At 59.1% G+C, this 13259-nt stretch carries 12 protein-coding genes and 1 tRNA gene; 8 read left to right on the top strand and 5 right to left on the bottom strand.

Annotated features, from left to right (window positions below; all coding sequences use genetic code 11):
- Positions 1–5: 5 nt before the first annotated feature.
- Entirely contained in the window at positions 6–2339 is a 2334-nt protein-coding gene (locus RUI03_RS11245) for a hypothetical protein (protein WP_317287557.1), read from the bottom strand.
- A 309-nt stretch (positions 2340–2648) separates the two neighbouring features.
- On the opposite strand from RUI03_RS11245, the gene RUI03_RS11240 reads away from it, so the two are divergent.
- A complete protein-coding gene (locus RUI03_RS11240) occupies positions 2649–4436 on the top strand; it encodes an acyl-CoA dehydrogenase C-terminal domain-containing protein (RefSeq protein ID WP_317287556.1) in 1788 nt (595 codons plus the stop codon).
- Between the two features lie 71 nt (positions 4437–4507).
- The gene (locus RUI03_RS11235) at positions 4508–5323 is read left to right on the top strand and encodes a hypothetical protein (protein WP_317287555.1); all 816 of its coding nucleotides are present in this window, start codon (positions 4508–4510) and stop codon (positions 5321–5323) included.
- 23 nt (positions 5324–5346) lie between these two features.
- Here RUI03_RS11235 and RUI03_RS11230 read toward each other — a convergent pair whose 3' ends face one another.
- A complete protein-coding gene (locus RUI03_RS11230) occupies positions 5347–6558 on the bottom strand; it encodes a sterol desaturase family protein (protein WP_317287554.1) in 1212 nt (403 codons plus the stop codon).
- Between the two features lie 112 nt (positions 6559–6670).
- On the opposite strand from RUI03_RS11230, the gene RUI03_RS11225 reads away from it, so the two are divergent.
- Both RUI03_RS11225 and RUI03_RS11220 read left to right on the top strand, forming a co-directional pair.
- Positions 6671–7801 (top strand): hypothetical protein, encoded by a 1131-nt coding sequence (locus RUI03_RS11225; RefSeq protein WP_317287553.1) that lies wholly within the window; start codon positions 6671–6673, stop codon positions 7799–7801.
- A gap of 77 nt (positions 7802–7878) precedes the next feature.
- Positions 7879–8487, top strand: a complete 609-nt coding sequence (locus tag RUI03_RS11220) for a hypothetical protein (protein ID WP_317287552.1) — start codon at positions 7879–7881, stop codon at positions 8485–8487.
- Positions 8488–8550: 63 nt separating this feature from the next.
- Here the strand turns inward: RUI03_RS11220 and RUI03_RS11215 are convergent, their stop codons facing one another.
- Positions 8551–9204, bottom strand: a complete 654-nt coding sequence (locus RUI03_RS11215; RefSeq protein WP_317287551.1) for an OmpA family protein — start codon at positions 9202–9204, stop codon at positions 8551–8553.
- A 162-nt stretch (positions 9205–9366) separates the two neighbouring features.
- Between RUI03_RS11215 and RUI03_RS11210 the strand changes: the two genes are divergently transcribed.
- Positions 9367–10134, top strand: a complete 768-nt coding sequence (locus RUI03_RS11210) for a pseudouridine synthase (protein WP_317287550.1) — start codon at positions 9367–9369, stop codon at positions 10132–10134.
- Positions 10134–10694 (top strand): 16S rRNA (guanine(966)-N(2))-methyltransferase RsmD, encoded by a 561-nt coding sequence (gene rsmD / locus RUI03_RS11205; RefSeq protein WP_317287549.1) that lies wholly within the window; start codon positions 10134–10136, stop codon positions 10692–10694. Before RUI03_RS11210 ends, rsmD begins: the two co-directional genes overlap by 1 nt.
- A 3-nt stretch (positions 10695–10697) precedes the next feature.
- Here rsmD and RUI03_RS11200 read toward each other — a convergent pair whose 3' ends face one another.
- On the bottom strand, positions 10698–11366 hold the full coding sequence (locus RUI03_RS11200; protein ID WP_317287548.1) for a DUF938 domain-containing protein: 669 nt from the start codon (positions 11364–11366) through the stop codon (positions 10698–10700).
- Positions 11367–11467: 101 nt separating this feature from the next.
- On the opposite strand from RUI03_RS11200, the gene RUI03_RS11195 reads away from it, so the two are divergent.
- Complete coding sequence (locus RUI03_RS11195; protein ID WP_317287547.1) at positions 11468–11974, top strand: DUF1993 domain-containing protein; 507 nt, start codon at positions 11468–11470, stop codon at positions 11972–11974.
- Between the two features lie 5 nt (positions 11975–11979).
- Here the strand turns inward: RUI03_RS11195 and RUI03_RS11190 are convergent, their stop codons facing one another.
- Positions 11980–12912, bottom strand: coding sequence for a radical SAM protein (locus tag RUI03_RS11190; protein ID WP_317287546.1), 933 nt, complete (start codon positions 12910–12912; stop codon positions 11980–11982).
- A 137-nt stretch (positions 12913–13049) separates the two neighbouring features.
- On the opposite strand from RUI03_RS11190, the gene RUI03_RS11185 reads away from it, so the two are divergent.
- Positions 13050–13123 (top strand) — tRNA-Gly (locus tag RUI03_RS11185).
- The last annotated feature ends 136 nt before the right edge of the window (positions 13124–13259 follow it).

Below are 13259 nucleotides of genomic sequence, written 5' to 3'. Positions count from 1 at the left end.
GGTCGCTACTCGACGAGTTGCAGGCCGTCATTCACGGCTGGATCGAAAGGAACCGGGCGCCAGTTGGCGACCTCGGCATCAATCCGGTCGAGCACGGCCTGGTCCAGATTCACTGCCACATTCGCCCCATCAATTGGTGCCTGCGGGTCCCCCTGACGGGATGCCAGCATATACCAGCGATAGGATTTGGCAGCATCGCGCATATCGACGGGTAGGCGATTGACCGACGGGTCGTAGAGGTAGCCCAGATTGTACATGCTATCGATCACGCCATAGTCGGCGGCGCGTGAAAACCATTCGATGGCGAGGTCGATATCTTCGCCCTCAAAATCTTCATTGATCGCCAGCGTGCCAAGGCGGTGCATGGCTGCCGCATTGCCGGACAGGGCCGCATCGGTGAACCATTTTTTGGCTGCAGGCAGGTTTTGCGACGTGCCAAGGCCATTAAAATACATGTCGCCCAGACGGTACTGCGCGGGAACGTAACCGGCAAAAGCCGCTTCCTGGAATGCTGCAAACGCCTCTGAGCGATCGCTGTCAGAGGTGGCATTGTTCAGCAGCATCTTGCCGCGAGCATAAAGCGCGCTGCCATCGATCCCGCCTTCATTGACGGTTGCGCGCGATGAGGTGCTCTCGCTCTCGGTCCGTGGCGACTTGGCCGCCACCGGTGCCGGCTCGTTGGCCGGGTCACTCGTCGAGGTCTGTTCGGTCGACGTCGTCTCCTGTTGGCTCGCGCCGAAGAAGATCACCGCGCCGCCGATCATGGCGGCCAGCAATACGGCCAACAGCGCCACGAGTGGCAGGCCGAGTTTGCGGTTCTGGGCAGTGTCAGTCTCGTCATCCTCGGTATGAACTGTCGGTTCGTCTGTCGCGGTGAACGGCGTGTCTTCAGCGATGATTTCCGCAGGCATGCCTTCGTCAGGCGCATCGGCCTGTTGTTCAGCCGCGTTCTCGCGTTCCAGACGTTCCTTACGCGCCTTGGCAGCAGCAAGGATTTTTTCGCGCGCCGTCAGCGGCTTGGGCGTATCGTCCGCTGGCGTCTCCTCGGTCGTTGCCGCAGGTTCCGCCTCGCCAATTGCTATTGCCGCAGCATGAGCTGGCGCGTCATCTGGCTCATCTTCTACCGTGGTCGGCGCCCCGGACGCACCGGCGCCGCCAAAGACAGCGTCAAATTCATCTTCACCGCCAGCCTCGTTGAAGTCATCGGCGGGTGATGAAACCTGCTCGGGCGCTGCGGCCAATGCTGCCGCGGCAGGGGCCTCCGCCTCACCGGCGTCATCGTCCTCAGAACCGTCCGCCTCGTCCGCCGGCAGGGACCGGCCTTCGAGCCGGGCCAGCATTTCGTCATAGGAGCGTTGCAGTGTTGCGACGGTCTCCTCCGCATCGGCGGTAGCCCGACGCAGATCCTCGCTGGCGCTGGCCGCTTCCTGCCCTTGGGCAAACTCATCACGCAGTGATGTCAGGTCGACGGCAATTTCCGCGATTCCTTCGGCTGACCGGCGCTCTGCATCCTCAATCTTGTTCGACAGGGACGAAACCATCTGTTCGACGGCAGCGATCTGGTCGCCCGACCGTTTGATCTCATTGCCAAGCAGCTGGAGCTTCTTGCCGGTGCGCTCGACAAATTCCTCGTCGGTCGAGTTGGCCGCTTCCCTGGCTTCCAGCATGACGGCTTTTGCTGTCCGCTCGGTCTGGTCGAGCTGCTGCCCGACCGTTTCCATGGCGTCATGCACTTCCTGGAACTGGGCCGCCATGCGCGTGTCGATATCGTCAACGCGGGCATCAAGGCGGGCGACCGCCTCTTCGTTCTTCGCAACTCGGGAGATTGCCTCGTTCCGCGTTGATTCGAACTGATCGATCATCTGGGTCAGGGCGCGTTCGAGGGCCCTGAGACTTTCAATCCGTTCGCGGTCGGCGTCAGAGGTTTCAAGTTTCTCCACCCGGTCGACAATGTCCGGGGAGGTGCCCGCTTCGCGCGCCTTTTCGATTCGCTTGAGCCGTTCAAAGACGGTCTCCAGCCCATGATTCAGCCCGCCCACGGCCTGGCGCGACTTGTCCTCGGTTTTCTTGAGGTTTTCCTCTGTCGCCTTGAGGCGCTCATTCAGCCGGTTGAGGCTGTCGACAACAGCCCGCAGCTGCTCCGGGGCCACACCCGTCTTTGGCGGGCTGTCCGTCGTGTCGGCCGTTTTCTCTGTTGGCACACCTTCGGGTCCGACCTCATTGATCATGGAGGTCATCCATTCGCCGAGTGTCATACCAGCTTTTTTCGCCGCTTCTTTCGCAACGACGCGGGCTTCGGGGTCAATACCCTTAACACTCCACGGGACATTCGACTTCATGTGCCGCCCTCTTAAAGCCTCTAACGGTCTTGTCTTTTACCACGGACGCAATCCGTACGCGTCAGCGATATTCTGTTTCGCGGTTAACGTGAACCCGTGCTTTTAACAAATTGCTAACTTTGCTTAACCTGATCGCAATCCTGCAGTGATCAGCGTGCCATTCTCGTCGTTTCGCGGCATAAACGCCGCAACCGCGCCGACCGGTCATCTTTGCTACTAGCAGGAAAAGTGATTAGGTTCGGACGGAAAAGCAAATAATCGTTTCGCACCGGTCGGCGAAAGACCGGTAGCGGGTAAAGGAAAACGCCCATGCCCATCTACAATCCTCCCGTCCGTGACATGCAATTCCTCCTGCATGATGTATTGAACCTACAGACGTATTCGAACCTGCCGGGCTTCGCGGATGCGACGCCGGACGTGATCGACGCCTTTCTCGAAGAAAGCGGCAAATGGCATCGGGATGTGCTGACGCCGCTGAACGTCATTGGTGACAAGGAAGGCTGTACGCGGATGCCTGACGGGTCGGTGACCACCCCGACTGGCTTCAAGGACGCGTACCAACAGTTCTGCGAGAACGGGTTCGGCTCCATTGCAATGGACCCGGAATATGGCGGGCAGGGGCTGCCCCTGACCCTGGCCTATTGCGTGGCCGAGATGACGTCCTCGGCAAATCAGGCGTTCGGCATGTACCCCGGTCTGTCGGGCGGCGCCTGGCGCGCCATCCACGCCAATGCGTCGGACGAGCAGAAGCAGAAATATCTGCCAAAGATGACCACCGGCGAGTGGACCGGCACCATGAACCTGACCGAGCCGCAATGCGGTACCGATCTGGGGCTCATCCGGACCAAGGCCGTGCCTCAGGGTGACGGCAGCTACAAGATCACCGGCTCCAAGATCTGGATCTCCGCCGGTGAGCACGACATGTCGGACAACATCATCCATCTCGTCCTGGCGCGGATTGAAGGCGCACCGGAAGGGATCAAGGGGATTTCCTTGTTTATCGTGCCGAAATTCATGGTCGGTGATGATGGCTCGCTGGGCGATCGCAATGCAGTCAGCTGCGGCGGCCTTGAAGAGAAAATGGGCATTCACGGCAATGCGACCTGCGTCATGAACTATGATGGCGCTACCGGTTATCTCGTCGGCGAGGAAAACAAGGGCATGCGCGCGATGTTCATCATGATGAACGAAGCCCGCATGGGGGTCGGCCTGCAGGGCCTCGCCCAGGCAGAGGTCGCCAACCAGAACGCTGCGGCCTTTGCTCGCGACCGGCTGCAGTCGCGTGCGCTGACCGGTGCCAAGGCGCCGGACAAGCCCGCGGATCCGATCATCGTGCACCCCGACGTCCGCCGCATGCTGATGGATACGCGCGTATTCGTCGAGGGCGCGCGGATGCTGACCTTCTGGGCGGCGCTGCAGGAAGACCTGTCGCACAAGGCGGAAGACGAAGGCACGCGCCAGAAGGCGTCAGATTTCATGGCGCTCCTGACACCGATCATCAAAGCGTATCAGACGCATAAGGGCTTCCAGGGAACGGCCGACGCGATGCAGGTCTTTGGCGGCTCTGGCTATGTGGAAGAATGGGGCATGTCCCAGTTCGTCCGCGACACCAAGATCACCATGATCTACGAAGGGACCAACGGTATTCAGGCGCTCGACCTGGTCGGCCGTAAGCTGATGGCCGAAGGCGGCCGCTACTGGCAGACCTTCTTTGCCGATATTGATCAGTGGGCGAAGGACAATAAAGGCCTGAACGATGATCTCGACGGCCAGATCGACAAGATGGTGGCGACCAAGGCGCAGGTGCAGGAAGCGATACAGTGGCTCGGCATGAACGGGATGGCGAACCCCAATAACGCCGGGGCCGGGGCTCATGACTTCCTCCACCTCTTCGCACTGATGACCTACAGCTATATGTGGGCCATGATGGCGAAGGTCGCCCATGAGAAATCCGGCGACAGCGATCCCCATTATGCCAACAAGCTGATCACGGCGCGGTATTTCTTCGATCGCGTTTTGCCGGAAGCCTCGGTGCACTTGGCTCGGGTCAAGGCGGGGGCCGACAGCGTCATGGCGCTGGATGCCGAGGCGTTCTGATCTGCCCTGCCATTATTGGCTGACGACAGACCCCGTGCCATGTTGGCGCGGGGTTTTTTATGGTGTTGTCGATGAAAAAAATACTGACAGTGCTGGCGGCGTCATGGGGAATGCTGTCGCCTGCGATCTCGGCCCAGCCTCTGCCATGCACGGGCGTGCTGGCTTGTCAGGATTTCGAAGGAGCCGACGTTGATCTGGCGGTGGCATTCAGCGGGGAGGCTGAACTGACCGTCGACCGGACCAAAGCGCACGGTGGGGCCGCATCGCTGAGGATCGCCAGCGCCGGCGGCAAGCCCACCGGCTTTCTCTTATTCTCTGGCGCGCCCTTATTTGCCGAACTCAGGGAATCCGTTTTTGGGCGTTTTTGGTTATGGCTCGATGCGACGCCTGAAACCCCCGTCCATTGGACGATGATAGAGGCCAGCGGTCAGCATGCCGATGGCCATCAGGTGATGCTCCGCTATGGCGGACAGCATCCGGTGGTGGTTGATGGCGCGTTTGTCGGCAGCCGGATGATGGCCAATTATGAGACGCCGGAATTTTATTGGAAGGAAGGTGCCATGGGGTCGGACTGCTGGCAGCACGGCGCCGATGATGATGTCCTGCCCACGGGTCGGTGGGCTTGTGTCGCTTTTGGATTTGACGGTGCTGCCAATCGCTGGACCATTGACGTGGACGGTCGAAACCGTCCTGCGCTGACGGTAGATGGGAGGGGTCAGGGCTGCCTTCATCAGCCTGCAGATTTTCCGTGGGACATGCCGAATATCGACACGTTGAAACTGGGGTGGGAGGCCTATCAGGAAGACGAGCCGCGCACCCTTTGGATCGATGACATTCTCATCGACGATAAGCCGGTGCAGTGTCCATCGTCGGCGGGCGCCCGATAGGACAGGACGTCCGCCCATGGCCCTCAGCTGCGCCGTGGCGGTTTGGCGGCAGCCCACCCGGTATGGTCGCGCTTGGTGAAGGGATGAAGCAATTGTCCCTTGAAACTCTGGGGAACATCATTGGCCATGACACCATAGGCTTTGGGCCAATGATCGGGATTGTAGTAGGTGCCGAAAATCCGGTCATAGATAGCGAATTGCGAGGCATAGTTCTTGTTGACGCCTTCGGCTTCTTTCGCATGGTGCCAATGGTGGTTCTTTGGACTGACGATAATGTGTTCGAACGGCCCGAAAGTGATGTCGGCGTTGACGTGCAGAAGCGTTGCGTGAATGCCGATATAGACAAGATAGATCCCGATGGCGGCATCGCTGAATCCCAGAAGGTAGACCGGCAGGACGGTCGCGCTGCGGGTGAACAGGGATTCGAGAAAATGAAGCCGTGAGCTGGCCAGCCAGTCCATTTTCTCGGCCGAGTGGTGGACGGAATGAAAGCGCCAGAACAGGCGGTGCTCGTGAAAAGCGCGGTGGCCCCAATAGAACACAAAATCGATCACCAGCCACATGACGATGAACTGCACAGCGAGCGGCATGGCCTGGACCCAAGCTGCGACACGATCAATTTTGGCCCAACCGAAAGCGTGTGAAGCGATCCAGAGGGTGACAATGGCAAAGACGCCGACCAGCAAATGATTGACGACGAAGTAGATCGCATCGGTGGTCCACTTGGCCCGGAAAATGGGCTGGCGCCTGCGTAAGGGTCGCGCTTTTTCAACGGCGATAAACAGGGGGCCGGTGGTCAGCACGCCGAGGATCAACCAGTCGAGGCCGATGGTCAGGAGAGGACTGCCCGCGGACACCGGCTTGGCATCGGGTCCGCCAAGAGCAAAGGCCAGAGCACCCATGCCAACACCGATGACGGCACCACGATTTCGGACGCGATTGGCGATATTCCACAGGGCAAAGGCGTAGGTTGCAATAAGTCCGGCTGTGATCGCCGACCGCACATCAATCAGGGCCCAGAGGTGGCGCAGGCCCGGTGTCGTCAGATAGTCGGGCCAGACCATCGCGGTGACCGTGAGGCAGGTCAGGCCACCGCACACCGCGGCCATCACACCGCTAATTTCACCTGTGCCCCGGTCCAGGCGGCCAAAGGGAAGAACTGACACCAATTTGCGCATTTCGCTCTCCATCACCGACAAGATCGCATCGGCAACACCAATATGAACAATGTTCATTTTAAGTGCAAGGGGGTATTTTCGCCGGGGAGATGGGCGGCAATGCCCTTCAAGCTAGTTGGCAGGGCGAAAGTCGCATGCAAAGCTCTGAGGACGATTTCGGGGGGCGGGCATGCGTAGATATTTGCTGGGGGTGGTGGTTTTGGCGCTGGCGGTTGGGTTCGCCTATTGGCTCCTTGCGCCAAAGGACTGGCGCACGCCCGACTGGGTGCCCGCCTATGAAGAGGCGGTGGCCGCGGGGGATTGCGACCGCGCCATGCTCCTCATTGATCTGGCGTTTTTGACGAATGATCCTGAAGCGTGGCGGCGCATCGCTGATGTCTTCGACGGGAAGGGGTGTCAAAAAAACCGGTCAGGCGAAAGTTCGGGCGCTGATGTCACGTCCAATACGACGAATGGCTATGCCCAGTATCTGCGCACATACGCCGATGACATGGAGATGACGTCACCCACTCGCTTCAGCCGCTTTCACAATATGAAGGTGACGTGGGATCAGTTGCAGCTGTTTGATGATCAGTATGCGCAGGAGGGTATTCGTCAAGCAGCGGATTGGCGTTGGCAGTGCGGCTGGGCACGTGCCTATCGCTACTCTGGCTATGCTGAAGTATTTTACCCGAACGATAGCTTTCTGCGGACGGCAATCTCGCCGGATCATCCAACGACAAAGGCAATGCGCGATCTGTTGAAGGTTCACTATAATGACTGTTCGCGGCGTATGTTCGGCATCGCTCAAAAATTGATGCTACGGACACCACGAACCCGGTTCGACGACATTGGACGAAGTATTCTGCTCGATTTTGATTTCATGGAATACCCTAGCGATGATCCTGAGCAGATGCGGGCGCTTTGGGCGGAGATCCAATATGGCGACGACAATGCGAAAAATCATTGTGCGCTTATCGCCGGTGCCTCGTCCAAAACCGCTGCTGACTGCGCTTGGGATGTGCACGATAAAATCGGCGAGGATATCGAGTCCACGGTCGTCGCCTATTATATGGTCGAGGCGGCCAAGCGTTTGGGGCACCGCGAACTTGGCCCCGTAAGTGCGAAGCTTGATGGCGTTCTGAGCGATGAGTGTCGTCGTGCGATCGACAAGAAGCTGGCTTATGCCGAAGCCTGGACAGAAGAACGAGGATACTGGCCCAAAGGCATAAATTTATTTCCGCTCTATACGTCCAACCCAGAAAGTGACGACGTTGCGCCGTGTCATGGGCTTGTCGCTGGTGAGGCGGGCACGGAGTAATTTCGGTTGTCTCTCGAGCATGAGCTTAGATACGCCGCATTTTCGCTGCAAAGCCCAGTCTTTATCTGGGCATGACATTGCAAAAGACAGCGGCGGCAAAAGGCCCCTCATTGCTCAGAGTCTGGGCCTGGTTATTGACCATTCTGACCGTGATGACTTTTCTTGTGGCCGCCGCCGGTAGCGCCCTGAGCTACTGGTTCGAACCCTTGTGGTTTTTTCTTGCAATGCCACTTCTTGCGACTTGGGTCTTGATAGCGGCAATCGGATTAATTTTGGGCGGCCTTCGGATGAGAAGAAGGTGGTGGTTAGGTCTGTTGCCTTTCGCCCTTTTCTTCAGCATTGCTTATTTCGGGCACTTTGCCACCGATCCTATTGACCGGCTCATATTTGAGGCGAGGTCGGGGGCCTATGAGAAAGCTGTAAAGCGGATGGAATCTGGCGCTTCCGCAGAAGAAATCTGTCAGGGTTTTCGTTATTGTGGCGTGAACGTTGATGCGAAACGTATCGCCTTTTACCACCCGGAATTCTACGACAAATATATCGCTTTCGTTTATGATCCGTCTGGTGATTATAGCCGAATATCCGCCGAAACGGACATTGAGGCATATAGGGGCGAGCTCGTGCCGGGTGTGGTGATGTTTTGTAAGCCTGTAAAAGAGCCTTACTACCGCTGCTATTTCAGTTGATGGACACTAAAGCAAAAAAGGCGCCCCGCGGGGCGCCTTTTCCAAAAGCTGTGAACCGGCAGATCAGCTTTGAACAGGGCTCAGCTGAATTTCCACCCGGCGGTTCTGGGCCCGGCCTTCATCCGTCGCGTTGGACTGGATCGGCTGGGTTTCGCCATAACCAAGGGCGCGGATGCGCGGTATGGCAACACCCTGATCGGCCAGATACTGGCCAACGGATTCAGCGCGCGCGATTGACAGGTTGAGGTTGTATTCATCGGCACCCACATTGTCGGTGTGCCCCTCAACCAGCACGCTTGTGCGGTTATACTTCTCGAGCACTTTGCTCACCGAGTTCAGCGTCGCGTAGAACTCAGGCCGAACCGATGACTGGTTGGTCGGGAAGGTGATGTTGCCCGGCATGATAAGGCGGATATTGTCGCCATTGCGCTGGACGCGAACACCTGTCGAGGCGAGCTCGCGACGGAGCTCCTGCTCCTGACGGTCCATGTAGTTGCCAACGCCTGCGCCCAAAGCTGCGCCCGCTGCCGCACCGGCAAGGGCTGCTTCATCGTCGCCAGCGATGGCGCCGATCACGCCGCCAGCAACCGCGCCGATGGCGCCGCCTTTGGCAGTATTGGAGACTTTACGTTCCCCTGTGTAGGGATCTGTTGTCGTACAGGCCGTCATTGCCAGCGAAGCGGTAACAGCAACGGCGCCAATCAAAAACTTCTTCATTTCAATCCTCGTTCTCAAGCCGCCCCAACGGACAGTCCACATGTAACGCCGATCGCGTGTTCTGACACGTGATCTTTTCATCATATAATCGCCAATCGTGGCGCTGCAGTGATGGAAATAGTCTTCTTGCGCAAAAAGGAAAATTGCGCCTAGGGCAGCGTCATGACTGAAGAGACACAGAAATCACCGCAGGATGGTGAAAGAATTGCCAAATTTCTGGCACATGCCGGGATTGCCTCACGCCGCGATGCCGAAAAGCTGATCGGCGAGGGCCGTATTACGGTCAATGGTCAGACTGTGCGCACACCGGCGACCAAGGTCACGGCGGCAGATGATATCCGCTTTGATGGCGAACGGGTCGGCGGCAAGGCGCAGATCCAGCTCTGGCGCTATCACAAGCCGGAGGGCCTGGTGACGACGCACAAAGACCCGCAGGGACGGGCGACCGTCTTTGAGGCCCTGCCACCGGGCCTGCCTCGGGTAGTGTCGATCGGACGTCTCGACCTCAATACAGAAGGCCTGCTGCTTCTCACGACTGACGGCGGACTGGCGCGTTTTCTCGAGCTGCCGTCGACCGGTTGGCGTCGGCGTTATCGTGTGCGGGCCTATGGCCGCGCCACCCAGAGCCAGCTTGATCGCCTCAAGGATGGCGTCACCGTCGAAGGGGTCTCTTATGGCCCGATCGAAGCGGTGCTGGACCAGGTACAGGGCGGCAATGTGTGGCTGACCATCTCGATCCATGAGGGGAAGAACCGCGAGATCCGGAATGTCTGTCGCCATCTGGGGCTGCAGGTGAACCGGCTCATCCGCCTTTCCTATGGCCCGTTCCAGCTCGGTAACCTGAAGCGGGGCGAGGTGGAGGAGGTGCCGCGCAGGCAGCTCGTCGATCAGCTGGGCAAGAAGCGTGCTGCCGAGCTGGGCCTCATCTGATGCGGATTGTGGGCGGACAGTTCAAGGGACGGCCTATCGTAGCGCCCAAGGGTACCGGTACGCGGCCGACAACGGACCGAACGCGAGAGTCGGTCTTCAACATCCTGATGCACAGGGACGATGTAGAGCTTGAAGGCGTTCGGATCATCGACCTGTTCGCGGGCTCCGGCGCGCTGGGGTTTGAGGCGATGTCCCGCGGCGGCAGCTTCTGCCTTTTCGTCGAGACGGCTGCGAGCGCACGCGGCGCGATCAGAGATAATCAGGAGGCGTTGCAGTTGAACGGCGCGACGCGGATCCATCGGCGCTCTGCCACCAGTCTCGGGGCCAAGCCCGGCGGCCTGGGCGAGGCGTTCACCATCGCCTTTCTTGATCCGCCTTATGGGCAGGATCTGGTTGACCCTGCATTGAGTGAACTGGTCGCCGGTGGCTGGATGGCGCCGGGGGCGCTGGCCGTTGTTGAGCAGGGCAAAGCGGAGGCCGCTGCCGACCTGGCTGGCATTATCCTGGTCGATGAACGGGTATTCGGCGACAGCATCGTCCGGTTCTATCAGTTCACCTGACCATCAGTCTTTGACAAAGCACACGGACAGATTGTTCGCGGGCATGTCCCGAACGGACATGTGCGTGAAGCCCGCCGCGTGGGCCAGCGGCGCGATCTCCGCGTCCAGATCCCGCACCCCCCAATCCGGATTGCGGCGTTTGAGGTCCGCATCAAAGCGCAGATTGCTCTCCGCAGTTGCGCCATGGCGTTTGAACGGGCCGTAGAGAAAGACGCGGCCCCCAGAGGCAAGGACCTGCCCGGCACCGTGAAAAAGCCCCTCCGCTGCGGCCCAGGGCGCAATATGAATCATGTTGATCGATACGATAGCGTCTGGCGTGGGCCCCTTCTGACTTGTCCACCATGTGTCATCCGCCCTTATGTCCAGAGGCGGGGCCATTCGGCCATCAGGAATGGAGCTGGCCCAAGACGCAATACTGCGTCTTGATGTGGCGTCGGGGTCGGACGGCTGCCAGCGCAGATCCGGATAGGCGACGCACAGTCGGGCCGCATGCTCACCGGTCCCGGATCCCAGCTCCAATACGTGGCCCGCCACCGGCATCAATTCTCCAAACGCCTCAACGATCGGCCCCCAATTGCGGGCCACGGAAGGCGAATGCAGTCGGTCGTCAGTGGCCTGCCGTGCCTCAAGGGCGATCTCGTGGCCGTCCGCGCCGCGCTGGTTGTCCTTCATCACAAAATCTCTCCGGGCCTATTTCATCCCTCGTGTTGACGTCTTGAGCCCCTGCGCGCAAGCCGCCACCCGACCCAGAAGCGGGTCGCGGAGGACTGTCCATGACTTATACTTTATCCCAGATTGCCCATGCGGCGACCGGCCAGATGTTTGGCGCGCTGACCAACATGCTAAAGAAAGCGGCTGACCACGCCGCTGAAAAAGGCGTTGATGAGAGCGTCTACCTCAACTGGCGTCTTGTGCCTGACATGCTGCCAATGATCCGCCAGCCGCAGATTGCGTGCGACATTGCTGCGCGCGGTCTCTCCCGCCTTGCTGGCGCTGATATTCCATCGTTTACGGATGATGAGAAAAGCTTTGCCGAACTGATCGAACGCGTCGGCAAAGCCCATGCAGTGATTCAGGGCCTGGACACCGATGCCCTCGATGCCGATCCGTCAGCAGACATCACTTTTCCAGTGGGCAAGGAAAACATGACGCTCAGCCGCCATGCCTATGTTCAGAACATGATCCTGCCGAACGTCTATTTCCATACAACGACCGCTTACGGCATCCTGCGCAGCTGCGGCGTGCCTTTGGGCAAGATGGACTTCCTGAGAGGCGCCTGATCGGATCAGGAACAGCTCGATCCGCCAAGGACGCAGAATGTAGCGCACCATTTGTGATTGAGTGACACTGGACGGGCCGCTTCTTTCAGGGTGCGGCCCATTTCAAACCGGCTGTCATAGGCCAGCAATGTGCAGGACAGTACGACCGGCGCTGCGGCGCCTTTTCGTTTTACCACCATTCGTGATGAAGAGCACATGATCTGCTCAGGCGACTTGCCCAGAATGCCCCAACAGGCGGTGGTGATTTCCGGCGGATCGTCCTTCGCGCGCATCTCGGCAAACAGCACCAACTGTTTGGGATCTGTCGCATCAATGGGCAGAGACAGATCGCTGATCAATGTCTCATAGCCATTGCGGGAAGCGGCTTCGTCCTCCCCCCACATGGTGCGGCCGGCAATAGCCATGCGGAACCCGTTATCGCGCAGCCATGCAAGGCCTTCTGCGGCGATATCGAACGCGCCCGGTCCGCGCTCCTCATTATGCAGAGCGGCCGTGTAGTGGTCGAGCGATACACGGAGCGTCAGCCTGTCACGAAGGTCGTGGGGGATCCCCAGCAGTCCTTCTTTTATCCGGGGGCGCATCATCGGCTTCATGGCGTTGGTCAGCACGAGGACTTCAAAGCCGCGATCAAGCGCATCGATGATGATGCCAATGCAATCGGGGTTCATGAAGGGCTCGCCGCCCGTCAGACCGATCTCCTGCGTGCCCATCGTCAGGGCTTCGTCCAGATAGGGCAGAGCCTCTTCACGGCGAAGATAGACGAGATCGTCATTGGTGGGGGTGGACTGAATATAACAGTTCTCACAGGCGATGTTGCACAGCGTTCCTGTGTTCAGCCACAGCGTCCGCAGCGTTGTCGTGGGAACCCAGGCGCGGTCCTCGCCCTTGGCGGTCGTGTGGGGATCTGAGAATTTCAGGGCGACTGCACCATCTGCCATGCATCATCCTTTCTGCGAACGAACTGCGTACCATAGTCAACTACGCTCTATTCGCCAGTGGGGTTGCAAAGGTGACGCAGGAATCAATTTCTTTGAGTTGACATGGCCGGTGGGATCGACGATTTTCGGCGGCCCGAGCGGGTATGGTGAAAAGGTATCACGGCAGCTTCCCAAGCTTTAGTTACGAGTTCGATTCTCGTTACCCGCTCCAGTCTTCCTACAGCGTTTGAAATGCGGCCGTCATGGCCCAGCAAAATGCACGTCCCGACGTGGACGCCCGCCGTCCTTGACCTATGTCTTTCGAAACCGCGCGGAGGCCCCGGCAGGGTGCGTGAGGCGGGAGGAGA

It is taken from the genome of Parvularcula sp. LCG005, from assembly GCF_032930845.1.
Lineage (GTDB): Bacteria > Pseudomonadota > Alphaproteobacteria > Caulobacterales > Parvularculaceae > Parvularcula.
This window is presented reverse-complemented; position numbering and strand designations above follow the sequence as displayed.